The organism is Nocardioides rubriscoriae (genome assembly GCF_008087085.1).
Lineage (GTDB): Bacteria > Actinomycetota > Actinomycetes > Propionibacteriales > Nocardioidaceae > Nocardioides > Nocardioides rubriscoriae.
Genome location: NZ_VIYJ01000002.1, coordinates 607,605 through 634,121, shown reverse-complemented (window position 1 = coordinate 634,121; position 26,517 = coordinate 607,605). Strand labels below are relative to the sequence as shown.

General features: G+C 73.7%; 26 protein-coding genes and 1 pseudogene. 13 read left to right on the top strand and 14 right to left on the bottom strand.

The annotated features are described in order from the left end of the window. Positions 1-24: 24 nt before the first annotated feature. Both FZC61_RS06385 and FZC61_RS06380 read left to right on the top strand, forming a co-directional pair. A complete protein-coding gene (locus FZC61_RS06385; RefSeq protein WP_148613266.1) occupies positions 25-747 on the top strand; it encodes a sulfotransferase family protein in 723 nt (240 codons plus the stop codon). Between the two features lie 72 nt (positions 748-819). Next, entirely contained in the window at positions 820-1,353 is a 534-nt protein-coding gene (locus FZC61_RS06380) for a type 1 glutamine amidotransferase domain-containing protein (protein WP_148613265.1), read from the top strand. A gap of 12 nt (positions 1,354-1,365) precedes the next feature. Here FZC61_RS06380 and FZC61_RS06375 read toward each other — a convergent pair whose 3' ends face one another. From FZC61_RS06375 to FZC61_RS06350, 6 genes are all read right to left on the bottom strand, one after another. Next, positions 1,366-4,359: an AAA family ATPase gene (locus FZC61_RS06375; RefSeq protein ID WP_148613264.1), complete on the bottom strand. Its 2,994-nt coding sequence runs from the start codon at positions 4,357-4,359 to the stop codon at positions 1,366-1,368. Further along, on the bottom strand, positions 4,356-5,534 hold the full coding sequence (locus FZC61_RS06370; protein ID WP_148613263.1) for an exonuclease SbcCD subunit D: 1,179 nt from the start codon (positions 5,532-5,534) through the stop codon (positions 4,356-4,358). The genes FZC61_RS06375 and FZC61_RS06370 overlap by 4 nt, the downstream gene beginning before the upstream one ends. A gap of 125 nt (positions 5,535-5,659) precedes the next feature. Then, complete coding sequence (locus FZC61_RS06365; RefSeq protein WP_148613262.1) at positions 5,660-6,460, bottom strand: formate dehydrogenase accessory sulfurtransferase FdhD; 801 nt, start codon at positions 6,458-6,460, stop codon at positions 5,660-5,662. After that, positions 6,457-8,931, bottom strand: coding sequence for an aminopeptidase N (gene pepN, locus FZC61_RS06360; protein WP_148613261.1), 2,475 nt, complete (start codon positions 8,929-8,931; stop codon positions 6,457-6,459). The genes FZC61_RS06365 and pepN overlap by 4 nt, the downstream gene beginning before the upstream one ends. Before the next feature lie 63 nt (positions 8,932-8,994). Further along, entirely contained in the window at positions 8,995-9,609 is a 615-nt protein-coding gene (locus tag FZC61_RS06355; protein WP_148613260.1) for a CAP domain-containing protein, read from the bottom strand. Positions 9,610-9,764: 155 nt separating this feature from the next. Next, positions 9,765-10,760 carry an NADP-dependent oxidoreductase gene (locus FZC61_RS06350; protein WP_148613259.1) on the bottom strand — a complete coding sequence of 332 codons (996 nt, stop codon included), beginning with the start codon at positions 10,758-10,760 and terminating at the stop codon, positions 9,765-9,767. Positions 10,761-10,897: 137 nt separating this feature from the next. Here FZC61_RS06350 and FZC61_RS06345 point away from each other — a divergent pair, with 137 nt between their 5' ends. Both FZC61_RS06345 and FZC61_RS06340 read left to right on the top strand, forming a co-directional pair. Further along, a complete protein-coding gene (locus FZC61_RS06345; protein ID WP_148613258.1) occupies positions 10,898-11,392 on the top strand; it encodes an OsmC family protein in 495 nt (164 codons plus the stop codon). Further along, a complete protein-coding gene (locus FZC61_RS06340; protein ID WP_148613257.1) occupies positions 11,392-12,288 on the top strand; it encodes an oxidoreductase in 897 nt (298 codons plus the stop codon). The genes FZC61_RS06345 and FZC61_RS06340 overlap by 1 nt, the downstream gene beginning before the upstream one ends. 92 nt (positions 12,289-12,380) lie before the next feature. On the opposite strand, the gene FZC61_RS23625 is transcribed toward FZC61_RS06340, so the two are convergent. Together FZC61_RS23625 and FZC61_RS06330 are read right to left on the bottom strand one after the other, a co-directional pair. After that, positions 12,381-13,709 (bottom strand): peptidylprolyl isomerase, encoded by a 1,329-nt coding sequence (locus FZC61_RS23625; protein ID WP_246142561.1) that lies wholly within the window; start codon positions 13,707-13,709, stop codon positions 12,381-12,383. 60 nt (positions 13,710-13,769) lie between these two features. Continuing rightward, the gene (locus FZC61_RS06330; RefSeq protein ID WP_148613256.1) at positions 13,770-14,222 is read right to left on the bottom strand and encodes a hypothetical protein; all 453 of its coding nucleotides are present in this window, start codon (positions 14,220-14,222) and stop codon (positions 13,770-13,772) included. A gap of 156 nt (positions 14,223-14,378) precedes the next feature. On the opposite strand from FZC61_RS06330, the gene FZC61_RS06325 reads away from it, so the two are divergent. Next, positions 14,379-15,017 (top strand): hypothetical protein, encoded by a 639-nt coding sequence (locus tag FZC61_RS06325; RefSeq protein ID WP_148613255.1) that lies wholly within the window; start codon positions 14,379-14,381, stop codon positions 15,015-15,017. A gap of 15 nt (positions 15,018-15,032) precedes the next feature. Here FZC61_RS06325 and FZC61_RS06320 read toward each other — a convergent pair whose 3' ends face one another. Beyond that, complete coding sequence (locus FZC61_RS06320; protein ID WP_211357115.1) at positions 15,033-16,223, bottom strand: GDSL-type esterase/lipase family protein; 1,191 nt, start codon at positions 16,221-16,223, stop codon at positions 15,033-15,035. Further along, a complete protein-coding gene (locus FZC61_RS06315; protein ID WP_148613254.1) occupies positions 16,208-16,780 on the bottom strand; it encodes a TetR/AcrR family transcriptional regulator in 573 nt (190 codons plus the stop codon). Before FZC61_RS06315 ends, FZC61_RS06320 begins: the two co-directional genes overlap by 16 nt. A 109-nt stretch (positions 16,781-16,889) precedes the next feature. Here FZC61_RS06315 and FZC61_RS06310 point away from each other — a divergent pair, with 109 nt between their 5' ends. Further along, entirely contained in the window at positions 16,890-18,524 is a 1,635-nt protein-coding gene (locus FZC61_RS06310) for a sensor histidine kinase (RefSeq protein WP_148613253.1), read from the top strand. Continuing rightward, positions 18,521-19,195 carry a response regulator gene (locus tag FZC61_RS06305; RefSeq protein WP_148613252.1) on the top strand — a complete coding sequence of 225 codons (675 nt, stop codon included), beginning with the start codon at positions 18,521-18,523 and terminating at the stop codon, positions 19,193-19,195. Before FZC61_RS06310 ends, FZC61_RS06305 begins: the two co-directional genes overlap by 4 nt. Here FZC61_RS06305 and FZC61_RS06300 read toward each other — a convergent pair. Further along, positions 19,192-19,932 carry a class I SAM-dependent DNA methyltransferase gene (locus FZC61_RS06300; RefSeq protein ID WP_148613251.1) on the bottom strand — a complete coding sequence of 247 codons (741 nt, stop codon included), beginning with the start codon at positions 19,930-19,932 and terminating at the stop codon, positions 19,192-19,194. The genes FZC61_RS06305 and FZC61_RS06300 overlap by 4 nt on opposite strands. A 57-nt stretch (positions 19,933-19,989) precedes the next feature. On the opposite strand from FZC61_RS06300, the gene FZC61_RS06295 reads away from it, so the two are divergent. The 6 genes from FZC61_RS06295 to FZC61_RS06270 all read left to right on the top strand — a co-directional run bounded on the left by FZC61_RS06295 (position 19,990) and on the right by FZC61_RS06270 (position 24,755). Further along, a complete protein-coding gene (locus tag FZC61_RS06295) occupies positions 19,990-20,733 on the top strand; it encodes a PIG-L deacetylase family protein (RefSeq protein WP_211357114.1) in 744 nt (247 codons plus the stop codon). Then, entirely contained in the window at positions 20,730-21,740 is a 1,011-nt protein-coding gene (locus FZC61_RS06290; protein WP_211357113.1) for a phosphotransferase enzyme family protein, read from the top strand. Before FZC61_RS06295 ends, FZC61_RS06290 begins: the two co-directional genes overlap by 4 nt. Before the next feature lie 71 nt (positions 21,741-21,811). Continuing rightward, complete coding sequence (locus FZC61_RS06285) at positions 21,812-22,510, top strand: class I SAM-dependent methyltransferase (RefSeq protein WP_148613250.1); 699 nt, start codon at positions 21,812-21,814, stop codon at positions 22,508-22,510. 81 nt (positions 22,511-22,591) lie between these two features. Next, positions 22,592-22,789 (top strand): DUF6290 family protein, encoded by a 198-nt coding sequence (locus tag FZC61_RS06280; RefSeq protein ID WP_148613249.1) that lies wholly within the window; start codon positions 22,592-22,594, stop codon positions 22,787-22,789. 52 nt (positions 22,790-22,841) lie between these two features. Further along, on the top strand, positions 22,842-23,213 hold the full coding sequence (locus FZC61_RS06275; protein WP_246142560.1) for a type II toxin-antitoxin system death-on-curing family toxin: 372 nt from the start codon (positions 22,842-22,844) through the stop codon (positions 23,211-23,213). A 330-nt stretch (positions 23,214-23,543) separates the two neighbouring features. Beyond that, positions 23,544-24,755: an acyl-CoA dehydrogenase family protein gene (locus FZC61_RS06270; protein ID WP_148613248.1), complete on the top strand. Its 1,212-nt coding sequence runs from the start codon at positions 23,544-23,546 to the stop codon at positions 24,753-24,755. Positions 24,756-24,777: 22 nt separating this feature from the next. Here FZC61_RS06270 and FZC61_RS23900 read toward each other — a convergent pair whose 3' ends face one another. The 3 genes and pseudogenes from FZC61_RS23900 to FZC61_RS06260 form a co-directional block, all read right to left on the bottom strand. Next, positions 24,778-24,909 carry a hypothetical protein gene (locus FZC61_RS23900; protein WP_281289799.1) on the bottom strand — a complete coding sequence of 44 codons (132 nt, stop codon included), beginning with the start codon at positions 24,907-24,909 and terminating at the stop codon, positions 24,778-24,780. Positions 24,910-24,949: 40 nt separating this feature from the next. Beyond that, positions 24,950-25,036: pseudogene (locus tag FZC61_RS23620) on the bottom strand (hypothetical protein); the annotation flags it as partial. A gap of 122 nt (positions 25,037-25,158) precedes the next feature. Next, positions 25,159-26,430 (bottom strand): SMP-30/gluconolactonase/LRE family protein, encoded by a 1,272-nt coding sequence (locus FZC61_RS06260; protein WP_148613247.1) that lies wholly within the window; start codon positions 26,428-26,430, stop codon positions 25,159-25,161. Positions 26,431-26,517: the final 87 nt, after the last annotated feature.

The window sequence follows — 26,517 nt, the reverse complement described above, 5'->3', positions numbered from 1 at the left end:
CCGCATCGCACTAGGGTCTGCGACATGGTTGCACGGTCACAGCAGAGCGGTCCGTCGTGGCTCGGCATCGGCGCCCAGCGCAGCGGCACCACGTGGTTGACCGACCTGCTGGTGCAGCACCCGCAGGTCGGGCTCGGCACCAACGGCAAGAAGGAGCAGCACCTGCTGCAGAAGGTCGGCGATGGCCGCCTGCCGGCCGAGGACTACCTCGGGCTCTTCCCCGCCGACGGGATCCGCCGCGGCGACTGGACCCCGCAGTACCTGCGCCACGCCTCGACGCCCGCGATCGCGGCCCGGCTGCTGCCCGACGTGCCGGTGCTGGTGGTGCTGCGCGACCCGGTGGAGCGCTTCCGCTCCGCGATGCGGCTCGCCGCGACCCGTGAGCAGTCCGGCAAGGCCCCGCCGTGGCCCTACCCCGTGCCGATCACCGTGCAGACCTGGACCGGCATGTACGCCGACCAGCTCGACGTGTGGGCCGCGGCCGTCGGGCGCGAGCGGATGCACGTGATGGTGTTCGAGTCGGTCCGGCTCGACCCGCAGGCCACGATCGACCGGCTCTGGGGCGTGCTCGGGCTCGACCCGGTGCCGCTGAGCGGCGTCGAGGAGGCCTCCGGGTCGTCGTCGCGCGCCGACTGGGACTGGACCCCCGGGCTGCGCGAGTCGCTCCAGGTCCTCTACCGCCCCCAGCTCGCCCGGCTCGCCGACGACTGGGGCCTCGACGTCTCCTCCTGGCGCTCCTTCGCCTGAGCCCGGCCGCCGTCTCGCGAAGTCACCCCACCGGGCGGAGGCCGCCACGCCCGGCCGACCTACCGTCGAGACATGGCCACCACGAAGATCGCGTTCCTGACCGCCAACGAGGGCATCGAGAGGGTCGAGCTCACCGAGCCCTGGGCCGCGGTGCAGGAGGCCGGCTACGAGCCGGTGCTGCTGTCGCTCGAGCCGGGCGAGGCCGTGCTGTTCGACCACCTCGACAAGGTGGGCTCGCAGGCCGTCGACCTGGTGGTCGCCGACGCCGACGTCGACGACTACGCGGCCCTGGTGCTGCCCGGCGGGGTCGCCAACCCCGACGCGCTGCGCCTCGACGACGACGCCGTCGACTTCGTACGGAGCTTCGTGGAGTCGGGGCGCCCGGTGGCGGCCATCTGCCACGCGGCCTGGACCCTCGTCGAGGCCGACGTGCTGACCGGACGCACCCTCGCGTCGTGGCCGAGCCTGCAGACCGACATCCGCAACGCCGGCGGCAGCTGGAAGGACGAGGAGGTCGTCGTCGACGGCAACCTGATCACCAGCCGCAACCCCGACGACCTGCCGGCCTTCAACGAGGCCCTCGTCGCGGCGCTCGACGCCGGCTGAACGAGCACGGGCTCAGCGGCGCAGCGAGACCGACGAGCCCTGGCGGGCCTTGGTGACGACGAGCTGGGTGGGGATGCGATCGCGCATCTCGGCGACGTGGCTGACCACCCCGACCACGCGGCCGCCGTCGCGCAGGGAGTCGAGGGTGTCCATCACGTCGTCGAGGGTGTCGGCGTCGAGGGAGCCGAACCCTTCGTCGACGAAGAGGGTGTCGAGCCAGGCGCCCCCCGCCTCGTGGGCGATGACGTCGGCCAGCCCCAGGGCCAGGGCCAGCGAGACCACGAAGGTCTCGCCGCCGGACAGGGTGGCGGGGTCGCGTGACTCGCCGGACCAGTCGTCGCGGACCAGCAGGCTCAGGCCGCCCCGCGTCTCGCCGGCGCCGCGGCGTCCGGAGTGCTCGAGGGAGTAGCGCTGGTCGCTCATCCGGGCCAGGCGCTCGTTGGCGGCGTCGACCACCTGGCTGAGGCGGTAGGCCAGCACGAAAGCCGACAGCCGCATCCGCAGCAGGTTGTCGGTCGAGCGCCCCTCGACGAAGGCCGCGAGCCGGGTCGCGACGTCGAGGTCGTGTCGCAGCGGGGTCCACACCGCGAGCGCGTCGTCGAGCTCGCCGAGGAGGTCGGCCAGCCGGGTGGCGCGGCTGCGGTGGACCTCGGCGTCGGCCGCCGCACGGCGCGACGCGGCGACGGCGGTCTCGTGCGCGGTGAGGGCGGCCGCGAGGTCAGGCAGGGGACCGGTGTCGTCGGGTCCGGCCTCGCGCAGCACCTCGGTGACCGCGGCGAGCCGCTGCTCGTGGTGGGCGACGGTGTCGGCGAGCTGCTGGAGCAGCGACGGGTCGAGGACGGCGGTCTGCGCCTGCTCGACCCCGGGGAAGCCGGCCTCCGACGCGGCGTCGGTCAGGGCCTGGTGGGCGTGGGCTGCGGCCTGTGCGGCCTCGTCGGCGTCGGTACGGGTGCGCAGTGCGTCGGCACAGAGCTCGGTGGTGCGTCGGTGGGCGGCGGCGAGGGTGTCGAGGTCGCGGAGGTCGGCTGCGCCCAGGGTGGCGAGCTCGTCGCGCAGCCCGGCGCCGTCGGCGAGCGCGGCGGCGTGCTCGGCGTCGAGCCCGGCCTCCTGGGCCATCAGGCCGGTCAGGCGGGCGTTGAGGTGGTCGACCTGGGCCTCGAGCGAACCCAGGCGGGCCTCGAGGTCGGGCAGCCGGCCCGCCGCGCGATGGGCGTCGGCCAGGGCGGTCTGGTGGCCGGCCAAGCGCTCGACCAGGGTCTCGGCGTCGAGGTCACCGGCCCGCGCGGTCGCCGCCGCCAGGGTGCGCTCGAGGTCGCGGACCTGCTGGTCGAGGGCGTGCTCGACGACCTCGGCGTCACCGACGTCCTGGCGTGCGGCCTTCTCGGTGGCGGCGTCGGGGGCGCCCGGCGCCGGGTGGGCCAGCGACGGGTGCTCGGCTGAGCCGCACACGGGGCAGCAGCCACCGACCGCGATGGCGCACGCGAGCTCGGCGGCCATGCCGTCGACCCGGGCGAGCTGCACGCTGACCAGGGTGTCCTTGGCTCTCAGGGTGTGCTCGCGGGCTCGCAACCAGCGCTCGCGCGCCTCGTCGCGCCGCGCGCGCAGGGTCACCGCCTGCTCGTGGGCGTCGAGACGACCGCGGGCGTCCTGGGCCAGGACCGTGAGCGCGTCGACGCTCGAGGCGAGGTGCTGGACGCCGAGCACCTCGGCGCGCAGCTCCTCGGCCTCGGCCGGACGGGTGGCGTGGGCCCGCTGCACCTCGGCCAGCTCGGTCGCCAGGCTCCGGCGGCGCCGCTCGAGCGCGTGCACGCGGTCGTCGACCTTCGCCAGTGCCTCGGCCCGGGGACGCAGGGCCCGGGCGGCGGCGGCGGCCTCGGCCGCCCGGTGGGCCAGGTCGCGAAGGTCGCCGGGGTCGAGGTCGGGCCCGAGGTCGGGCAGGTGGGCGCGCAGCGCGCGCTCGGCGTCACGAGCGCGCCCCAGGGCCGACACGACGCGGGCGTCGGCGGACCGGGCCAGTCGCAGCCACGGCACGACCGTCGCGGCCCGCCGGGCGGCGTCGAGGCGCGCGACGTCGTCGGCGTGGGCGTCGGCGCGGGCGTCGAGCCCGGACCGCTCACGTCGCGCGACCTCGAGACGCTGTCGGCGGGCCACCTCGGCGCGCGTCTGCTCGAGGGCCGTGCGCAGGCCCTCCTCCTCGAGGGTCGAGGACTCCGCTCGGCGTCGTGAGGTGTCAGCCGCGACCTGGCTGGCGGCGTGGGCCTCGGCCACCCAGGCGCGCAGCGTGCCGTCGACGGCGGGCTGGCCGAGCGCGTGGAGGTCGAAGGACTCGGGCAACGGCGTGGCCGCGACCTCGGTGGCGCGACTGACGACGTCGGCGACCCGCTCGTGGTGGCGGGCGTCGTCGCGCCCGAGCTGTTGGCGACGCTCGACCAGCCAGCGCTCGACGGCCTCGAAGCGCCCGGTGCGGAAGAGCTGCTGGAGCAGCCGGTGACGGTCGTCGGAGCGGGCGCGCAGGAAGGTCTGGAACTTGCCCTGCGGCAGCATCGCCACCTGGGTGAACTGGGTCTGGGTCAGCCCGAGCACGCGCGTGACGAGGTCGCCGGCCTCGTCGAGGCGGCTCGACAGCGGCACCCAGGTGCCGTCGACCAGCTCGGAGACGCTCACCTTCGCGGGCTCGGTCGTGGTGCCGGTGCCGCGCTTCTTGGGTCGCTCCCAGGCCGGGGACCGGACCAGGCGGAACCGTCGTCCGGACAAGGTCGCCTCGAGCTCGACCTCGGGCGGGAGCCCGGGCGGTGCCTGGTCGCAGCGCAGCCGCTTGGCGCTGCTGCGGTCGCCCGGCACGTCGCCGTAGAGGGCGAAGCAGACGGCGTCGAGGACGCTGGTCTTGCCGGCGCCGGTGGCGCCGGACAGCAGGAAGAGCCCGGCCTCGGACAGCTCGTCGAAGTCGACGGAGGTCGACGTGGCGAACGGGCCGAAGGCCTGCACGCGCAGCTGGTGCAGCCTCACCGGACCGCCACCTGGTCGGGGTCGCGGACCAGGGTGTCGACCTCGGGGTCGTCGCAGCAGGCGTCGACCGCGCGGTAGAGCAGCTCGACCTCGGCCGGGTCGGGCTCGGCGCCGCGCAGCTCGACGAGGAACTCGTGGGCGACCTCGTGGTCGCGCCGCGACCGGGTCGGCGACGCCGGTCGGGCCCCCAGGGCGGGTCGGGACCCGGCGAAGGACAGGACCAGGGCGTGCGGGAAGCGCCGGCGCAACCGCTCCATGGCTTGCAGCGGGCGCCCGGGATCGGTCAGGGTCGCCTCGACCCACGCACCCTCGGCCCAGGTGTGGGCCGGGTCGGCCAGCAGCTCCTCGAGCGTGCCGCGCAGCCGGGCCAGCGGGCGGGGCACGGGTGCCTCGATCCACGACGCGTGGACCTCGCCGCGCGCGCCCAGGTCGATCAGCCAGGAGCCCTTGCGGTGCGCGGCCTCGGAGAACGAGTAGGCCAGGGGGGAGCCGCTGTAGCGCACCCGGTCGGACAGCACGTGCGGTCCGTGCAGGTGGCCGAGCGCGACGTAGTCGGCGCCGTCGAACACGCTCGTGGGGACGCGGGAGACCCCGCCGACGGTGATGTCGCGCTCGGAGTCGGAGGGCTGGGCCCCCGCGACGAACGCGTGGGCCAGGACCACCGAGCGGGTGCCGCGACGGCCCGCGAGGTCGCGCCGGACCCGGGTCATGGCCTCGGCCAGGGCGGCCTCGTGGGAGCGCTGGGGCAGCGACCACGGCTCGGCCACCGCGTGCGGGTCGAGGTAGGGCAGGCCGTGCGCGGCGACGGGACCGTGCACGTCGTGGAGCAGGACCGGGGTGCCGACCTCGGTGAGGTCGGTGCGCAGGTGGATGCCGGCGGCGTCGATGAGGCGGGAGGAGAAGCCGAGGCGCTGGGCGGAGTCGTGGTTGCCGCTGGTGAGGACCACCGCGGCGCGTGAGCGGGCCAGGCGCACGAGCGTGTCGTCGGCGAGGCGTACGGCGTCGACCGGGGGCAACGCCCGGTCGTAGACGTCGCCGGCCACCACGACCAGGTCGACGCGCTCGGAGGCGACGACCTCGAGCAGGTGGTCGACCCAGGCGGCCTGGTGACCGAGCATCCCCTCACGGTGGAACGACCGGCCGAGGTGCCAGTCGGAGGTGTGCAGGATGCGCATGGCTCGAACGCTAGGGGTGATCACCGACAACACCTCGGAGCACGCGCCGTCGGGGCCGGGACGCGCCTCGCGGAGTGCCTCACTCGGCGCCCGGTTCCCGAGGGTCCCGCGGGTCCCGCGGGGGCTCAGGCGTAGCGGACCGCCCGTTGCGACGAGGTGAACCCGTAGAGCACGAGCCCGGCCCGGGTAGCGAGGTCGACGGCGAGGCTGGTGGGCGCTCCCACGGCCACCAGGGCGCCGGTGCCGACGGTGACGGCCTTCTGCACGAGCTCGAACCCGGCCCGGCCGCTCACCACCAGGCACGACCCTGCCGCCTGCTCACCGGCCAGCAGACGGGCACCGGTGACCTTGTCGACGGCGTTGTGGCGCCCGACGTCCTCACGCACGACGAGCACCTCGCCGTCGGCGGTCGCGAGGCCGGCGGCGTGGACCCCGCCGGTGCGGTCGAACAGCTTCTGGTGGGGACGCAGCGCGTCGGGCAGACGGCGTACGACGTCGGGCTCGGGCAGCGGTCCGCTCCACCTCGGACCGGTGGTGGCCAGGGCGCTGCTCACGCTGTCGGACCCGCAGACCCCGCAGGCCGACGAACCGGCCGAGATGGCCTCGTGCTGGTGGGGGACCGCGGCCGGTGGGGCTTCGAGCGTCACCGTGACGACGTTGAACTCCTGCTCGGGGGCCAGCGTGGTGTCGGTGCAGTAGGCGACGCCGCGCACGGCCGGGGCGAGGCCCTCGTGCACCACCCATCCGGCCGCGAGCTCGAAGTCGTGCCCGGGGGTCCGCATCGTCACCCACACCCGGCGCGCGTCGGCGCCGGGCCACTGCAGCCTGATCTCCAGGGGCTCCTCGGTGATGACGCGGTCCTCGCGCTCGCGGTCGCCCTCGCGCACCCGCACCCGCACCGACGGGCCGGGCCGGCGCGCCTTCACGACGCCGGCCCGGTCGGGTAGGCCGCACGGACGGCGAGACGTCGGCGCAGCGTGTCGACCTGGTCGACCACCCGGCGCTGGACGGCCGGCTCGAGCCGGCCGCTGTCGAGCAGCTCCTGGCCGCGGGCGAGGGTGGCGTCGTCGACGAAGGTGCGGGGGAAGTAGGCGTCGGCGGCGAGCGCGAGCACCCAGCCCGAGCGCACCTGCGAGGTGGCGGGCAGCTCGGCGAAGTAGCGCTCGACGTAGGGCGCGGTCAGGTCGTGCTGCGCGCCCTGCCACAGCCCCTGCCCGGCGGCGACGAGCTCGTAGTTGGGGGCGTCGACGACCCCGGTGAACATCTGCCACGCCAGGGCCTTGGCCTCCGCGGTCGGCAGGGCGGTGGTCGCCTGGGTGTGGGAGACCCGGGTGGCCGCGGTCTTGTCGGCGGCCAGGGCGGCGTCGAGCTCGGCCGGGTCGGTGCCGCCCAGGGCGGCCAGCTGCACCAGGAGCCGCCACCGCACGTCGGAGTCGAGCTCGATGCCCCGGGGGGTCGTGGTCAGCCAGGCACGCAGGACGTCGACGTCGTCCGCGGTGCTGACGGCCGCGCGGAACGCCGACAGCTGCAGCTCGGACCCGGGCTCGCCCGAGGCCACCAGGTCGACCGCCGCAGCGTGCACGCGGGCCGTCGACCCGGGTGAGGCGGCGGGCAGGACCTCGCCGAGCACCCAGGGCATGGTGTGGCGCCCGGTGTCCTCGGTGTCGTGGACCGGCAGCGCCGCGACCAGCAGCTCGACGACGTCGTCGGGGGCGACGAGGGCCTCGTTGAAGCCGCTCTTGAGATTGTTCCAGGTCGCGGCGCGCAGCAGGTCGTCGGTCACCAGCGGCAGCTCCTCGCGCAGCGCTGCGACCGTGACCGCGTCGGGCGCGTAGACGCCCCAGCTCTGCTCACGCGGGTCGATCACCACCGCGCCGGTCGCGCCGACGAGGGCCGGCACGGCCGTCTCGTCACCGGTGACGTCGACGACGGTCGCCTCGGGGGCACCACCGGCCAGCGTGACCACCTCGAGACGGTGGGCGCGGTCGGCGGGGTGGTCGGCCGGCGCCTGCCGGTGCAGCACGCCGCGGGCGCGGTCGAGGGTCAGGACGTCGGCACCCGCGACCCGCAGCCACTGGTCGACGACCGGGGACAGGTCGCCGGCGCCGGCGCGCTCCCAGCTGGCGAACAGGTCGTGCATGGTGGCGTTGCCGAAGCGGTGCCGGGTGAAGTGGTCGACCGCGCCGGCGAAGAACACCTCGTCGCCGAGCGAGGTGCACAGCTGCTTGAGGATGCTCGAGCCCTTGGCGTAGGAGATGCCGTCGAAGTTCTGCAGTGCCGCGACGGCGTCGACCGCCCCGTTGCCCGCGACCGGGTGCGTGCTGGGCCGCTGGTCGGCCAGCAGCCCCCACTGGCGACGCGACCAGGCCACGTGGGTCCAGGCGTCGGCGTACTCGGTGACGTCGGCGGTGACCCGGTTGCCCATGTACTCGGCGAAGGACTCGTTGAGCCACAGGTCGTCCCACCAGGTCGGGGTCACGATGTTGCCGAACCACTGGTGGGCCATCTCGTGGGCGATCGTCGTGGCGCGGGCGATGCGCGTGCCGCGGGTCACCCGGGTGTCGAACACGAGCTGGTCGCGGAACGTGACGCACCCGGGGTTCTCCATGGCGCCGGCGTTGAACTCGGGCACGAACGCCTGGTGGTAGTCGCCGAACGGGTAGCGGATGCCGAACAGCCGGTGGAACTCGTCGAAGCACTGGCGCGTCAGCGTCAACAGCTCATCGGCGTCCTTGTCGAGGTGCGCGGCGAGGCTCTGACGTGAGCTGAGGCCCAGCGCAATGCCGTCGTGCTCGTCGCGGACCACGTGGTAGGGCCCGGCGACGAGGGTCACGAAGTAGGTCGAGAGCGGCTGGGTCGGACCGATCTCCCACCGGCCGGGCTCGGGGTTGGTGGCCGGCGCGTTGCCGATGACCACCCAGTCGTGCGGTGCGCGCACGTGCAGGGTGTACGGCGCCTTGAGGTCGGGCTGGTCGAAGCAGGCGAAGATCGTGGGAGCGGCGTCCATGAACGACATGCCGTAGACGTAGCGCCGCCCGTCGGCGGGATCGACGTGCGCGTGCAGGCCCTCGCCGTCGTTGCGGAACGGCATCCGGGCGTCGACGACCAGGACGTTGGTGCCGGTCGACGTCTCGATCGGCAGCCGCCCCCCGGTGAGCAGGTCGGGGTCGAGCGGGCGGTCGTTGAGCCGCAGCGAGCGCACCGAGACCGGCTTGAGGTCGACGAAGGTCGGCCCGCCGGTGCTCTCGAACACGATCGTGGTCACCGACCCGAAGGTGGCCTCGTCGCCGTCGGCCCCGGCCAGGTCGAGCACCACGTCGTACGACGTGACGTCGAGCTGGTCGCGACGGGCGACGGCTTCGGTGCGCAGGAGGCTTCGGGAGGACGCGACGCTCATGTGGCCCAGCCTAGGAGCCGACCCACGGGGCGGGGCCGCACGGGCCCCGCGGGCCCCGCGGCACTACCGCGGGCGAGCGAAGTCCTGGACCCAGTAGTCGCCGTAGTCGGAGTCGGCGCGGTAGGCGTGGCCGAGCCCCACCTCGGTGTAGGTGCCGTTCATCAGGTTGACGCAGTGGCCGGGGCTGTCGAGCCAGCCCTGGACGACCGCCGCGGCGGTCTCGTAGCCGGCGGCGATGTTCTCGCCGTAGGCCTGCCAGCGGTAGCGCGCAGCCGTGATCCGGTCGCCCGGGCCCGACCCGTCGGGCGACTCGTGGGCGAAGAAGTCGCGCTTGGCCAGGAGGCGGGCGAACCTGGCAGCGGCCCGGTTGAGCTTGCGGTCCAGGCGCACCGGTCGGACCGCGGGGTAGAACGTGTCGCCGCACGTGTAGCCGGTCGCTCGCGTGGCGTTGACCAGTCGCAGCACCACGCGCAGCGTGCGGCGGACCACCACCTTGGTGCTGGTGCTGGTGCCGGTGCTGGTACTGGTGGTTGGTGCGGCGGCCGGGGCCGGGGCGGCGTACGACGACGGTGTCGCGACCACCAGGGCGAGCAACGCGACGAGGGCGAGCAGGGCGCCCAGGACTCCTCGGACGGTGCCGGGGGTGCGGGTGCTTCGTGCGCCGTGGGGGTGTCGCATGTGGGGAATCTCGACGCGGCCCCACGCCGGATTGACCCCCTACCCGCGGCTTCCACCCGTCCGCGGGTGCGAGTGGTCGCGAGTGACCAGGCAGCAGTGACCGAACGGAGGATGCGCCGGGGCGGGCCTCCGCCCCGGCGCCTACGCCGCGTCGTTCAGCCCACGCGGATGAGCATCTTGCCGGTGTTGGCGCCGGTCGCGAGGCCGAGGAAGCCCTCGACGGTGCGGTCGAGGCCGTCGAGGACGGTCTCGCGGTAGCTGATGTCGCCGTCGGCCAGCCACGGCCCGACCGTGCGGTAGAACTCGCCGGCCAGGTCGGCGTGGTCGCTGACGATGAAGCCGCGCAGGGTCAGGCGCTTGGAGATGGCCATCATCAGGTTGCGCGGACCGGGGACGGGGGTGTCGTAGCCGGCGATCGCCCCGCACAGGGCCAGGCGGCCGAAGTCGGCCATGTGGAGGATGGCCGCCTCGAGGTGGTCACCTCCGACGTTGTCGAAGTAGACGTCGACGGGGCCGTGCTCGGCGAGCTGTCCCGCGACCGGTCCCTGGTGGTAGTCGAAGGCGGCGTCGTAGCCGAGGTCGTCGACCAGCCAGGCGACCTTCTCGGCCGACCCGGCCGACCCGATGACCTTGCCCGCACCGAGCCGGCGGGCCAGCTGGCCCACCATGGAGCCGACAGCACCGGCGGCGCCGGAGACGAAGACGGTCTCTCCCTCGCGCAGCCCGGCGATGGCGGTCAGGCCCACCCAGGCGGTCAGGCCCGGCATGCCCAGCGCGCCGAGGTAGGCCGAGGCCGGAGCGACGTCGACGTCGACGACCCGGGCCGCGGCCTCGTCGAGCACCGCGTGCTCGCGCCACCCGGCCATGTGGAGCACGGTCGCGCCCACCGGGACCGTCTGCGACGTCGACTGCTCGACGACGCCGACGGCGCCGCCCTCCATCGGCGCGTCGAGCGTGTAAGGAGGCACGTAGGACTTGGTGTCGTTCATGCGGCCCCGCATGTAGGGGTCGACGGACAGGAACGTGTTGCGCACGAGCACCTGGCCGGGAGCGAGGTCGGGCAGGGTCGCCTCGACGGTGCGGAAGTCCTGCGGGGTGGGGGTGCCCTGGGGCCGGGCGGTGAGCTGGATCTGGCGGGTCGTCGTGGTCATCTGGTCACCCTGCCACGCCCGACGCGACCGGCTGGTCCCGCCCGGGACCGCCCGGTCCCGGCCGGTCCCGGCCGTCGCCCGGGCCGGTGGCCTGGACCGTGCGGAGGGCGTGACGTCGGCGTGGCAACCTGTGCGTCATGACGAGCACCGACTCCGACAGCCTGCGCAGCGTCTCCCTGACCCGGGTGGGCCCGGGTGCCTTCCGGATCACCAACGCCGCCGGCGGCACCCTCGACGTCGGTGTCGGTGACACCGACTTCACCCCGGTCGAGCTGCTGCTCGCCGCGCTCGCCGGCTGCGCGGCGGTCAACGTCGAGGAGCTCACCGGCCGCCGGGCCGAGCCGGTCCGCTTCGACGTCGTCGCCGAGGGCCACAAGGTCCGTGACGAGACCGGTGGCCGGATGCAGGACCTGCGTCTGCTCTTCGACACGGTCTTCCCCGACGGGGAGGGCGGCGACGCCGCGCGGGCCAGCCTGCCGCGCTTCGTGCAGCAGACCCACGACCGCATCTGCACGGTCTCGCGCACCGTCGGGCTCGGCACCGACGTGGCCTACGTCGTCGCCGGCACCGACAGCACCGACAGCACCGACAGCACCGACGGCACCGACGGCACCTCGGACTCGGGCCACTGATGGCGCGGGCCGGGCGCGCGGGTCCGTGGTCCGCCGTACCAGGGCAGGACGGGCGTCGCTTCGTCGTGACCGGCGCCAACAGCGGCGTGGGCCTCGAGACCGCGCGCACCCTCGCGCAGCGCGGTGCCCACGTCGTGCTGGCCTGCCGCAACGCCGACAAGGGCGCCGCGGCGGCACGTGACATCGGCCGGGTCGACGGCAGCGTCGAGGTGCGCGTCCTCGACGTGTCGGACCTGTCGTCGGTGCGCCGCTTCGCCGACGAGGTCGGCGCGGTCGACGTGCTGGTCAACAACGCGGGCATCCTCGGCGTCCCGTTCACGCGCAGCGTCGACGGCGTCGAGCTGCAGCTCGCGACCAACCACCTGGGCCACTTCGCCCTGGCCAACCTGCTGCTGCCACGGTTGACCGACCGCGTGGTCGTGGTGTCCTCGCAGAGCCACCGGCACGGCGACCTGCGCCTCGACGACCTCGACTGGCAGCAGCGGGGGTACTCGCCCTACGGCGCCTACGGCGCGTCCAAGCTGGCCACCATGCTGTTCCTGGCCGAGCTGCAGCGCCGGCTCACCGCGGCGGGCTCGACGCTGCGTGCCACCGGTGCCCACCCGGGCAGCACCGCGACCTCGATCACCTCGAGCAGCGGCGACGGGTGGTTCGCGTGGGTCGGCTCGTGGGGGCACGGCCTGGTCGGCATGAAGCCGGCCCAGGGTGCGCTGCCGACGCTGTACGCCGCCACGATGGACGTGCCGGGCAACACCTACGTCGGGCCCCACCGCCTGCGCGAGATGAACGGGTGGCCGACCGGGGTCGGCCGCAGCCGCGCCGCGCTCGACCCCGACCTGGCCAAGGCGCTGTGGGTGCGCTCGGAGGAGCTCAGCGGCGTCACCTGGCCGCTCTGACAGGGGCGGTGCGCCCCGCTGGCAGGAGGGTCGAGCACCGCGGCGATCGAGGTGCCGGCTACGGCCGACCTCGACCGGCGTCGCGGGGACCGCTAGGAGATCGCGACCTTGGTGAAGGTGATCGGTGTCTTCGGGGGGCCGTCGGACCCGCCGCCCTTCACCCCGGCCGCCGCGACCTTCTCGACGACCTTGACCCCGGACGGTGCCACCGTGCCGAACACGGTGTACGACGGCGGCAGCGGCGTCTTGCCGTAGACGATGAAGAACTGCGACCCGTTGGTGTCGGGTCCGGCGTTGGCCATGGCGAGGGTGCCGGTCGGGTAGGTCTCGGTGCCGGAGAGCTCGTCGGGGAACGAGTAGCCCGGACCGCCGCCACCGGTGCCCGTGGGATCGCCGCACTGCAGGACGAGGATGCCCTGCGTGGTGAGGCGGTGGCACGCGACGCCGTCGAAGTAGCCCTGCTCGGCCAGCGAGACGAAGGAGCCGACGGTGCAGGGGGCCTGCTTCGCGTCGAGGGTGATCGGGATCCGGCCGACGTCGGTGGTGATCACGCCGGCCACCTCGCCCTTGACGGTGGGCTCTGCCGGCGGGAGGTCGACGGCGTCGGCGCCGGCGGTGCCGTCGGGGGTGTAGGTGCACGTGCCGGCCGGTGCGGTCGTCGCGGAGTCGGCGTCGGACGGCGGCGCGTCGGTCGCCTGACCGACCTCGACGAAGGAGATGTCGACCGCGGTCTTGGGAGCGCCGTCACCGGGCCCGTTGGCGTCGTCGGTGCCGGCCTTGGCCACGTCGGCGACCACGGCGACCGAGGCGTCGTCGATCGTCCCGAAGACGGTGTAGCTCGGGGGCAGCGGGGAGTCCTGGTAGACCACGAAGAACGGCGACCCGTTGGTGCCGGGCCCGGCGTTGGCCATCGCGAGCGTGCCGGCCGCGTAGGTCTCCGAACCGGTCAGCTCGTCGCCGAAGGCGTAGCCCGGGCCACCGGCGCCGGTGCCGGTCGGGTCGCCGCACTGCAGCACGTAGATGCCCGACGTGGTGAGCCGGTGGCAGGACGTGTCGTCGAAGTAGCCCTGGCTCGCCAGGGAGGTGAAGGAGTTGACCGTGCACGGGGTCGCGGCGGCGTCGAGGGTGGCCGCGAGGTCGCCCACACCGGTCTCGATCGTGACCGCCACCGAGCCGGAGTACGCCGCGGTCGTCGCCGGCGGGTCGACGGGCTTGGCCGGCTCGCCCGTGGGGGAGTAGGTGCACGGGGCGCCGGCGGGGTCCTCGGGCTGGGCGGCGTGGGTGCGCTGGGCCGCTGGGGCGTCGGACGCGGTAGAGCCGCCGTCGCCGTCGCCGTTGTCGTCGCCGCACGCCGCGAGGCCGGACGCGAGCACCAGGGCTGCCACCACTGCGAGGGAACGGGACCAGCGTCGCTTCACCATGGCGGTGATCGTAGGTGAGCAGGCTGAGGGTCCCGTGAACGGTCCCGCACGCGGTGGTGGTCAGGCGTCGACGTCGTCCGGGGTCGCCTCGTGGCCCGCGCGCCCCCGGGTGCGGCGCAGCTCCTTCATCTCGGCCTCGAACAGGTGGCGCTTGCCGCCGACGAGGTCGTCGATCGCCTGCTGCTGGATGCCCTTGGCCGCGGCGTAGTAGCCGTCGTCGTAGGCCTCGACCATCTGGAACGACCACATCCCCGGCAGCGGGTTGCGGCCCAGGACGTCGCGGTCGAGGGCGTCGGCGACGTCGTCGTGGCCAGCGGCACGGATCATCGCGGTGGCCTCCTCCAGGGTGGTCTCGGCGCTGCCGCAGAGCCGGTGGAAGGCGTAGAGGTGTCCTCGTGCGTCCTCGACGTGGTCGAGCGCGGCCGACAGCTTGCCCAGGGCCTCGACGGTGGCGTCGGTGACCCCGTCGGGTCGCTGGTGCTCGGGGTCGGGCTGTCCGTGGTCGTCTGTCATGGGTCGAGCCTGGCAGCAGCGACGCCGGTCCTCTACGTTCCTAGGCATGAAGCCGAGCAGACGAGAAACACTCCGGGGGAGTGCTGGCCGGCCCTAGATTGCGGGTCACCGCCTCCCGAAGGACCACTGATGTCGTCTGCTCCGCGCTCTCGTCCCGTGCTCTCGTCCGTCTTGGTCCTCGGGGTCCTGGCGGGCCTCGCGTCCGTCGTCCCGGTCCCTGCCGTCGGAGCCCCCGCCCCGGCGCCGGTGGCCCTGGCCGCCGACCCGGGTGCCGTCTGGAGCCCCGTCGCCCAGCCGGTGCAGGCGCGCCACGAGGGCCTGCGCCGGCGCGTCGCGCCGTCGTCGTACGCCGCCTATCACCTCGACCTCGCCGGGCTGGTCGGTCGCCTCGACCGCGCCCCGCAGGAGGGCGCGTCGGCGCGCGCCTCCGGCGCGTTGACGATCGAGGTCCCCGCGCCGACCGGTGAGCTCGTGGAGTTCGCGATCGTGGAGTCGCCGGTCATGGAGTACCCCGTCCGCGGGGCGACGTCCCTGGCCCTGGTGCTGAGCAACGGCCGCGACCTCGGCAGCGTCGACGTCTTCCTCGGCCGGACCCGGCTGGCGACGATCTCGGGTCGCGGGGCACCGCGCACGCAACGGATCGCCGCGATCAAGAGGTTCGCCTCCCCGGCGACGGGGACGCTGCGGATCGTGACCCGCAGCAAGGCCCCCGTGCGCGTCGACGGCCTCGCCCTCCGCACGAGCGCGGCCACGCCCCGACCGGTCGGACGTCCGGGAGAGAGCACCGCTCCCTGAGCGGGCCCGTCCTGGTCACCCCGCCGCGAACGGGCCCGCGTCGGCGAAGGCGTACGCCGCGAACCGCTCGCCGATGAGCCGGTGGGTCGCGGCGTCGGGGTGCAGCCGGTCGGGCAGCGGCAGCCGTTCGTGGTCGGCCTCGCCGTAGAGGTCGCGCCCGTCGAGCAGGACGAGGTGGTCGTCGGCGCGCTGCGCCACCACGGTCGCCAGCTCGTCGCGGACCACGGCCAGCGTGAGCTTGCCGGCAGCGACCTCGGCCGGGTCGCCGGCGGCGCTGAAGGCCAGTGAGCCCGCGGCCAGGGCCTCGGGGTCGGGGACGCTCGGGCCGGGCGTGGTCTCGTGGATCGGGCAGAGCACCGGCGAGACGAGAAGCAGCGGTGTGTCGGGGTGGCCCTCGCGGATCGTGTCGAGCAGGCCGTGGACCGCGGGCCCGAACGCGCGCCTGCGCATGAGGTCGGTGTTGACGACGTTGATGCCGAGCTTGAGGCTCAGCAGGTCGGCGGGGGTGTCGCGCAGGACCCGCCCGACGAACGGGTCGAGCAGCGCGCTGCCACCCAGCCCGACGTTGACGAGGTCGACGCCACCGAGCGCGGCGGCCACCGCGGGCCAGGTGCCGGTGGGGGTGGCGGCACCGGACCCCTGGCTGATGGAGCTGCCGTGGTGGACCCACGTACGACGGGCATGGTCGGGCAGCGGCACCACCGGGGCGTCGGTGCGCAGGGCGACCAGCTCGGTGCGCTCGTCGTGGGGCAGCCAGACCTCGACGTGCTTCGTCGCGCCGGGCAGGTCGGACCAGCACACCGTCCCCGACGGGCCCGGCTCGACGGCCGCGGCGCCGGTCATCAGGTCCACCGTCATCACGTCGCCGCCGGGCACGCTGCCCCGGCCGGCCGGGACCCCGTCGACGACCAGGTCGTAGACGCCGTCGGGCCGCGGTGGGGCCCCGGCGTACACGCGCTTGGTCGGCACGGCCTCGAGCTCGACGCGGGTCGCGGTGGTGGCGAAGGCGACGCGCACGCCGGAGGGCTGCGCCTCGACCAGCGCCAGCTGGCCGTCGGGGCACTGGGCGCGTGCCCACGCGGGCAACCGGTGGGGGAGGAGGCCGCGCGCGGTGGGCTCGAGGTCGCCGGCGCCGCGCACGAGCGCGGCGAGGGCGTCCCCGGTGGTGGTCGTCAGGTCGGCAGGGGCGTTCATCGGGTGCTCCATCCGGTGAGGGTCGCGTCGAGGGCGGTCAACGACCACTCCCACGAGACCTCGGGCGAGGGGTCGCTGTGGTCGAAGGCGCCGGCGAGCTCGAGGGTCACGAAGCCGTGGACCAGCCCGCCGAACAGGCGTACGGCGTGGGTCTCGCCGTCCGCGTCGAGGCCGTAGCCGCGCAGGGCGGCCCGGGTGAGGTCGGCGTGCCGGGGCCCGGCACTGGCCGCGGCCGTCGCCGGGTCGAGCCGGTGCCGCATCGCGGCGTAACGACCCGGGTGCGCGCGGGCGTAGTCGCGGTAGGCGCCGGCGAGCGCGGCCAGCGCCTCGGCACCGGCCCGTCCGGCCACCGCGGCGGACGCGCGGTCGGCCAGCTCGTCGAGGGCGAGCAGGCAGACCAGCGCACGCAGGTCGTCAGCGTCCCTGACGTGGGAGTAGAGGCTGGCGACCCGGACGCCGCAGCGTCGGGCGACCTCGGACGCCGTGACGTGCTCGAAGCCGACCTCGTCGGCGAGCTCGGCGCCGACCGTCGCCAGCCGGGCCCGGGTCAGCGGGGTGCGGGTGGTCATGGATCACGTCCTTACCTAACAGTATTAGGTATCAACCTACAGGACGTAGCCGGACGGGTGCGCACAGGCGCGAGGTGCCCCGCGACCGGATCTGGGCGATGATGCGCGAATGGTGGGTCGCCAGCGTCGTCAGCGTCGTGGGGGTCGTGAGGCTCGCCGCGCCCGAGCGGTCCCGGTCGCCCGGCAGATGCTGGTGCTCCAGGTCGGCGTGGTCGTCCTGCTGGTGCTGGCACTGCTCGGCGTCGCGTCGTACGACGCCCGCGGCGACGCACGGTCCGAGGCGACCGACCGGTCGCTGGCGGTCGCGCGCGCGGTGGCCGACTCGCCGACGGTGCTCGACGCCCTGGCCGACGCCGACCCGTCGGCGCGGCTGCAGCCGTTCGCCGAGCAGGTGCGCGCCGACACCGGCGTCGACTTCATCACGATCATGGCGCTCGACCGGACCCGGTTCGCGCACCCCGACCCCGCCAACATCGGCAAGCCGTTCATCGGCGACCTGGGCGACGCCCCGCAGGGAGGCACCTTCACCCAGGAGTACGCCGGCACCCTGGGACCCTCGATGCGCGCGGTGGTGCCGGTGCGCGACAGCGCCGACCGGGTGGTCGCGCTGGTGTCGGTCGGCATCACGATCTCCTCGATCCAGGACCGTCTGGTCGACGACGTCGTCTCGATCGGCGCGGCCTCCGCGCCGGTGCTGGGGTTCGGCCTGCTCGGGGTGTGGCTGCTGAGCCGGCGGCTGCGACGCCAGACCCACGGCATGGGCGAGCTCGAGATCACTCGGATGTACGAGTACTACTCCGCGGTCCTGCACGCCGTGCGCGAGGGCCTGCTGCTGGTCGACCCCGACGGCGAGGTGCAGCTGGTCAACGACGAGGCGCGCCGGCTGCTCGACCTGCCCGACGACGTCGTCGGTCGCCGGGTGCAGGACCTCGGGCTCGCGCCGGGCCTGGTCGCGGCGGCGCTGAGCCGGCAGGCCGAGTCCGACGACCTCTACGTCGCCGGCGACCGGGTGCTCGTGGTGAGCGCGGCCCCGGCCCGCTGGAACGGTCGTTCGGTCGGCGCCGTCGTCAGCCTGCGCGACCGCACCGAGCTGCAGTCGGTGACCGGCGAGCTGGCCGCCGTACGCGGGCTGACCGAGGCGTTGCGCGCGCAGAACCACGAGGCGGCCAACCGCCTGCACACGGTGGTGTCCCTCTTCGAGATCGGCGAGCCGCAGACCGCCATCGAGTTCGCGACCGAGGAGCTCGAGGGGGCCCAGCAGCTCACCGACCTGATGGTCGGCGTGGTCGGCGACCCGGCGGTCTCGGCTCTGCTGCTCGGCAAGTCGGCGGCAGCGCGCGAGCGGGGGATCGAGCTCGTGGTCAGCGGAACGATGGTCGGCGACGTACCGGGGCGCGACCTCGTGACGGTCGTGGGCAACCTGGTCGACAACGCGTTCGACGCCCTCGACGGGCAGGCCGGGCAGGCAGGCCTGCGTCGCGTCCGGGTCGTCCTGGGCGGCGAGGACGGCGTCCCGGTGGTGACCGTCGAGGACAGCGGGCCCGGGCTCAGCGCGCAGGAGGCCGACCACGCCCTCGAGCGCGGCTGGTCGACCAAGGCCGAGGGCCGTGGCATCGGCTTGGCCCTGGTCCACCAGGTCGCACGCAGGCACGGGGGAGTGGTCCGGGTCGGGCGCTCCGACCTCGGGGGCGCGGCCTTCACCGTCGTGCTCGGCGCGCGGCGCGACGAGGAGGTCCGGGCGTGAGCGACGTGCGGGTGCTCGTCGTCGAGGACGACCCGCTCACCGCCCGCGCGCACGCGGCGTACGTCGAGCGGGTCGACGGCTTCGCGCTGGCCGCCGTCGCGCACAGCGCCGGGGAGGCGGCCCGCGCGCTCGACGTCCGGGGGAGCGTCGACCTCGTCCTGCTCGACATGCACCTGCCCGACGGCCACGGCCTGGGCCTGCTGCAACGCCTGCGGGCCTCCGGCGACCTCGTCGACGTGATCGCGGTGACGGCGGCGCGCGAGACCGAGGTCGTGCGCCGCGCGATGGCCCACGGGGTCTCCTCCTACCTGCTCAAGCCGTTCACCTTCGCCACCTTCCGGGCCCGCCTCGAGCAGTACGCCGAGTTCCGTGCCCGGCTCGCGACCGCGCCCGACGAGGTGGTCCAGGACGAGGTCGACCGGATGCTCGGGGCGCTGCGACCCGCCGCCAGCCAGCTGCCGAAGGGGATGAGCGCCGAGACCCTGCGGGCGGTCGTGTCCGTCGTCCGCAGCTCCGACGGGCCGCGCTCGGCCAGCGAGGTGGCCGCTGTGCTCGGGGCCTCGCGGGTGACCGCGCGCCGCTACCTCGAGCACCTGGCCGAGTCGGGGATGCTCCAGCGCGGCCAGCGCTACGGCACGGGCCGACCCGAGGTCGAGTACGGCGTGGCCTAGGGGCTGGCGACGGGCTTGCGCCACACCGAGACGTGGCTCTCGCTGTCCTGGGTGAAGGGGGTCGCGTCCCAGTCGGCGACGCGTCGTTCGAGCTCGAGGCCCGCCAGGTGCGCCATCAGGTCGCACTCCGCGGGCCACACGTAGCGGAAGTTGCTCTGGCCGTAGCGCACCGTGCCGTCGGGCTCGCGCGTGTAGTGGTGCGAGGTGCCCTGCTGGGTGGTCAGGTCGTAGGTGTCGAACCCGACGTGGCGGCTGCCGACGTGGAAGGGCACGGCGTCCTGGCCCGGCGGCATCCGTCGGATGCCGGGGATCCACAGCTCGATCACGAAGCGGCCACCGGGGGACAGGTGGCGGGCCGCGTTGCGGAAGCACGCGACCTGCTCGGCCTGCGTGCGCAGGTTGCCGAGGCCGTTCCACACCAGGTAGACGAGCGCGAACTCCCCGGGCGCCGTGCTCGTCGCCATGTCGCCCACGACCACCGGCAGGTCCGGCGCCTTGAGGTGCAGCCGGTCGACCATCGGCTGCGACAGCTCGATGCCGCTGACCTCGACGCCACGCCCGACCAGCGGGACCGCGACCCGACCCGTGCCGACGGCCAGCTCGAGGGCCCGGCCCTCGCCGGCCAGGTCGGCCAGGAACGCGACCGCCGGGTCGAGCACCTCCGGGGCGAACATGAACGCCGAGCTCTCGTCGTAGCGCTCGGCCGTCTCGGCGTCCCAGTAGTCGCTGCTCGTCATGGCGCCACCCTCGCCCAGCCGGCGGTGTCGCGCGAACGGGTTTCGTAGGGTGCAGGGGTGACGGGTGGTCGGGGGATGCTGGTGGTGGTCGCCCACCCCGACGACGAGGCCCTCGCGACGGGAGGGTTGCTGGCTCGTGCCGCCGACGAGGGGTCCGCCGGGGCCGTGGTCACGGCGACTTGGGCGGCAGGAACGTCCCGGGTCGAGGAGCTGGCTGAGGCGCTGGCAGTGCTGGGTGCGGGGGAGCCGCGACTGCTCGGCTTCGCCGACGCCCGCGTGCCCGAGTCGGCGCCTGCTCGCCCGCGCCTCGTGGACGCGCCGCTCGATGACGCCGTACGCCGGCTCGTGGCCCACATTCGCGACGTCCGACCCGAGGTGGTGGTCACCCACGACGCCTACGGAGGCCTCACAGGTCACCCGGACCACCGCCACACCCACCGGGTCGCCGTGCTGGCCGCCCAGGCTGCCGGGCTCGACCAGATGTACCCCGACGTGGGGGAGCCGTGGCAGCCGGAGGCGGTGTGGTTCGCCACCCACCCGCGCTCGGCGCTGCCGATGCTCGCCGAGGTCGTCGGGTCCCGCAGGTCGGTCCACACGATGCCCGACACCGCCGTGACGCACGTCGTCGACGTGAGGCCGTGGCTCCGCGTCAAGCTCGCCGCGATCGCGGCCCACCGCAGCGAGGTCGGGCGCGGCGCGCTCCCGGGCGTCGTGGTCGGGCTGGACGATGCCACGCAGCAACGCCTGCTCGGTACCGAGTGGTACGTCGAGCAACGCCTCGCGCCGGTGACGGTGCCGTGACGTCGCCACCGATGCTCGAGATGCTGTGGGAGGCCGACGACCCCGCCGAGGTGATCACGAACCGGTTCGGTCTCGCCGACGCAGCGGCCGCCCGCCGCTGGGTGACCGAGGCGCTCGCCCGTCACTGGTCGGTCGACGTCACCTCGTGCGAGCGGATCGTGATGAGCCACACGAACGCGCTGGCCTGGGTCGACACGCCGTCGGGCCGGATGATCGCGAAGTGGTCGGTCGCGCCCGAGCGCTTCGCACGGCTGGCCGCGCTGGCGCGGCTCACGGTCGAGCTCGAGGCCAGGGGAGTGCCGGTCTCCGCGCCGGTCGCGGCTCCGGACGGTCGCCTGCAGGTCGAGGTCGACGGCGTCTCGCTCGCCGTGCAGCACGTCGTCGCCGGCGACCTCCTCGACACCGGCGACCTCGGACTGGTCCGGGCTACCGGCGCGGTCCTGGCGCGGCTCCACGACGTCCTCGCGACGAGCACCGCGGCTGGCGAGCTGCTCGCGCTCGTCGACCCGCCCGCGCTGCTCCCGGACCGGGTCACCGGCTGGCTCGACGCTGCGCCTGCCCACCTGGCGACTCCGGCGTGCGACACCCTGCGCCGGCTGCTGGTCGACCTGCCCGCGGGCCCGCTGCCCACGCAGCTGGTGCACGGCGACGTCCGCGCCGCCAACGTCTTGTGCACGAGCGATGCGGTCGCCGCCGTCCTCGACCTCGAGGAGGCAAGGTGCGACCACGCGGTCGTCGAGATGGCCCGCGCCGCCGTCCTGCTCGGGACCCGGTTCCACGACTGGGGCCCGGTGACGCCCGACGTGCACGACTCCTTGCGCGCCGGCTACGAGTCCGTACGCCCGCTGACGCCGCTCGAGGCGCGGTGGTGGGACGTGCTGGTGCTGTGGACGTCGCTGGCGATGATCCCGCCGGGGGAGGACCCCACCGGCTGGGGCCCGGCCGCCGCCGACCTCGCCGTACGCCTCGACGGCCCGTCTCCTGACCCCGACGCGCCGACGACCTGACCTCCGTCGATCCGGCTGTCGGCCGACCTAAGGTCCATGGACACGCCACACGAGGGGATCACGGGACCACGATGAAGGCCGACCACTACGACGGGTTCGCTGAGAGCTATGCCCGGCAGAACGAGACCGGGCTGTTCAACGCCCACTACGAGAAGCCGGCGATGCTCGCCCTCGCCGGCGACGTCGAGGGGCGCCGCGTCCTCGACGCCGGCTGCGGCGCGGGACCGCTCGCGGCAGCGCTGCGCGACCGTGGCGCGCACGTGACCGGCTTCGACGCGAGCCCGGCGATGGTGGACCTGGCGCGGGAGCGGCTCGGGGACGACACCCGGGTGCTCGTGGCCGATCTCACCGAGCCGCTGCCCTTCGGCACGGGGGAGTTCGACGACGTCGTCTGCTCGCTGGTGCTGCACTACCTCGAGGACTGGACAGGTCCGCTGGCCGAGCTGCGACGCGTGTTGCGGCCGGGTGGGCGGCTGTTGATCTCGGTCAACCACCCGGTGATCCGCCCGGTGGTCTACCCCGACGAGGACTACTTCGCGACCTCGCCCTACACCGAGGACTACACCTTCGGCGAGCAGACGGTGTTCCTGACCTTCTGGCACCGGCCGTTGCACGCGATGACCGACGCCTTCGCCCGCGCGGGCTTCCGGATCTCGGTGGTCAGCGAGCCACCGTTCGACCCCGACACCCCGCGCGACCTGCTGCCGCCCGACCTGGGGGACCGTACGGCGTTCCTGTGCTTCCTCTTCTTCGTCCTCGAGGCCGTCTGAGGCGATCCGGAGAAAGGCGAGCTCGCCGGTGGCTCATGAGCGTGTCGTCCGGATCTGGTATCAGCCGGTATCATGTGCTCCATGGCCATGACATTGCGACTGGACGACGCCGAGGCCGAGTTGCTCCGCCGGGCGGCCGAGCGCGAGGGCGTGTCGATGCAGACCTTCGCACGACGCGCTGTCGTCGAGGCTGCGACTCAGCGGACTCGCCGTCGAGACGAGCTGATCGCACAGATCGGTGCAGACCGGCGCGACTTGCTCGACCGTCTCGGTCAGTGAGCGAGGAATCGTACGAGCCGCGTCTTGTGTCGACTACCTCACCGACGAAGACGTGCTGGCGGTCATCGAGAGCGAGATGGGTCCGGTCCACGTCATCCGGGACCCCGGGCTGCTCGCCGCGGCGATCGCCCGTCCGCAGGCGACCATATTCGGGGAAGAGGCCTGTCCCGGACTGGCAGGCAAGGCGGCGGCCCTGATGCACTCCATCGTGAGCTCGCATCCGCTGGTCGACGGCGACAAGCGCCTCGGTCTGAAGGCGGCCATGCTGTTCCTCGGACTCAACGGCCGGCGACTCGACGCCAGCGACGACGACATCTACGACCTGGTGATCGCTGTTGCTGCAGGACAGATCACCGAGGTGCAGGACATCTCCGACCGTCTGCGCGCCTGGGGGGCGCCGTTGCGCGACGGTGACCGACTCTGAGAGCCTTCACCTGACATAATGTCACTTATCGGCGATCTTTGGAATGTCGGGGGATAGTCGTATCGAGGACCGTCGAAGGATCTCGTCGACGACCTCGGCCAACGATCTGGTGTCGTCGATCCTGGTGCCGTTTGGTGGGGTGTCCGCACCAGAGGCCTGCAGCCTGACCCGCCGCGGCAGCAGTCCACGTCGACTGACGCGCTCACGAACCAGAACTGACGCGCTCACGAACCAGAATCGTTCGGGTGATGGCGCCGGAGCGCCTCCTCCGCCACAATGAGAACGTGTTCTAGTTCTCCACCGCCGGTGGCGCACGTTCCAGGAGGCTCCATGTCCACCACCCAGGTCCACTCCTTCCCGGTGCTCCGGGCGATCGAGGAGCGCGCCGACGAGATCGCCGCGCTCGGTCCGCAGAACGAGGCCGCCGGTCAGCTCACCGACGAGACCGTCCGGCTGCTGCGCGAGGCGCGTGTCATCAAGATGCTGCAGCCCGCCAGCCACGGCGGCCTCGAGACGCACCCGCGCGAGTGGGCCGAGGCGACCATGAAGCTGGGCTCGCTCGACGGCGCGACCGGCTGGATCTCCGGCATCGTCGGCGTCCACCCGTGGGAGATGGCCTTCGCCGACCCGCGCGTGCAGGACGAGGTGTGGGGCAACGACGACGACGTGTGGGTCGGCTCCCCCTACGCCCCCATGGGCGTCCTGAAGCCCGTCGGCGGCCCCGACGACGGCTACGAGTTCTCCGGGCGTTGGCAGTTCTCGTCGGGCACCGACCACTGCGACTGGCTGTTCCTCGGGGCGCTGCTCGGCGACGCCGACGGCGTCCCGCTGCTCGACCCGCCGCAGCTGATCCACGTGCTGATCCCCCGCAGCGACTACACCATCGTGCCCGACTCGTGGGACGTCGTGGGGCTCAAGGGCACCGGCAGCAAGGACGTCATCGTCGACAAGGCGCACATCCCGTCCTATCGCACGGTGACCTACGACAGCCTGGTCGACGGCTCGGCCTGGCGCGACCGCGGCCTGACCAACCCGCTCTACCAGATGCCGTTCTCGGCGATCTTCCCGCTCGGCATCACCTCCGCCGTGATCGGCATGGCCGAGGGAGCCCTGGCCCACCACATGGCCTACCAGCGCAGCCGCGTGCAGATCACCGGTCGTAAGGTCAAGGACGACCCTTACGTGATGTCCGCGATCGCTGAGGCCGCCGCCGACATCCACGCCTCGCGCGTCGCGCTCCTCGACGGCGTCTCCCGGATGTACGACGCGGTCGCCACCGGCAAGGAGTACGAGTTCGGCGAGCGGTCGCTCTCGCGTCGCAACCAGGTCGCCGCCGCCCACCGCGCCGTGCGCGCCGTCGACGACATCGTGGCCCGCTCCGGCGGCAACGGCATGCGGATGGACCACCCCCTGCAGCGGTTCTGGCGCGACATCCACATGGGCCAGGTGCACGCCATCCACGTGCCCGGGCTGGTCTACCACGCCTCGTCGCTGTCGATGATCGACGTCGAGGCGCCGGGCTACATGCGCCCGATGATCTGAGCCTCGCGGCCCGCTGCCACGGTCAGCGGGCCGCGAGGCCGTCGAGGCGCAGGGTGGCGCTGTCGTCGCGGTGGGTGCCGCCGGTGCCGACGTGCTTGTCGTCGATGACCGGCCCGTTCTCGATGACGTGGACCCAGGCCCATGGCATGCCCACGCCCGACCCCGTAGCTCTCCTGCAGCCAGTCCACGACGGCGGCCGCCTCGACCGGTGGGACATCGAGGCCCAGGGCCGCCGCCTCGTCGAGCAGCTGCTGGGGCGTGCGCCCGGACTTCTTCTCCATGGTGTCCAGGTGGGCCTGGAACGACATCTGCTTCCTCTTGGTCGTCGGTGTGGTCGGTCGTGTCTGACTGGTCGACCCGCCACGGACCCCGAACTCATCGGGGCCGGGCGCGACGTCGTGGCTCAGGACCGCAGGTCGAGGGCCACGAGGGTGCCGGCGGCGTCCTGGTCCCCCGTGGCCAGCGCTCCCCCGTCGGTCACGACGTACAGCGTCCTGGTGCCATCGGGCCCGGTCACCAGGACGCAGTCGGTCGCGCCGGTGACGTCCTGGCGCTCGTCGGCCACGACGCTACGACGGCCGTCGGGGGTCACGCGCACGACTGTGTTGTAGATGTGCGTCGTGAGGTAGATCGTGCCGTCCTCGTCGACCGCGAAGTCGTCGGCAGGCACCCCCCGCACCAGCACCTCGGGGTCGTGGAGGTCGCCGCGCGAGTCGATGGTGAAGCGCAGGAGCTCACCCGAGTCGGAGTTGGTGACGTAGGCGTGCTCCCCCACCAGGTGGATGCCGTTGGCGCCCGGCGGGAGCGCCACGAAGCGCCGCGCACGCAGGACGTCGCCCTCGTACGCGCGCTCGGTCTCCCCCGACGCCGTGTCGACGCGCCACACGGTGCCCAGGGCGCTGTCGGCGACGTAGGCGGTGCGGCCGTCCTGGGAGAGCGTCACCCCGTTGGGGAAGGAGTCGTCCGGCAGCGGCGCGAGCAGCCGTCCCTCCCCCGTCGCGTCGACCTGCCACAGGCCCTGCAGCCCGCCGGTGACCGAGAGGTAGAGCGTCCCGTCGTCCGCCACGGCCATCACGCCGGCGGTGGACCCAGTCGGCAGGGTGAAGAAGCTGCGTTGCGACCCGTCCGTGGCGCGGGCGATGACCTGGGCCTCCACGTCGCTCTTGTCGCCGCGCGCGTAGTCCTCCCCGGTGCTCTCAGCGAGGTAGAGGGTCCCGTCGGGGCCCTGCTCGATGCCCTCGAACCACATGCCGTCGTCGAAGGTGCTCACCACCCGGCTGGCGGCGACGGGGTCGTAGGGCAGGTCGTCGGGGTGTGGCAGCAGCAGCACCTTGAGGCCGAGGGGTTGCAGGACGCCGAGCCCGACGGCCGCCGCGGCCAGGCCCAGGAGGGCGACCGGGCCACGGGCGCCGGCGCTCGGGCGCCGCACGACCGAGGCGACCAGGACCGGGACCAGGGTGAGCACGAGCAGGCTGGCGGCGAAGAAGGTGACGAACGGGACCCGGTTGCCGACCAGCAGGCCGACGCCGGACAGCGTCACGAGCACTCCCCAGGGCCAGCGGACGAGCCGGCGTCGGAGCCCGAGCTCGCGGACCGGCCCGACGCCGGCCAGGGCCGAGACGCCGAGGCCTGCCGCGAGCAGGGCGACGACCGACTGGAGCAGGATGTTGACCACGAGTGGTTCCTTCCGAGTGGACGGCGGACCTTGCGCCGGTCCGCACTTGGTGATGGTGATAGTTGAGCACCTCAAGTAGTTAGTACC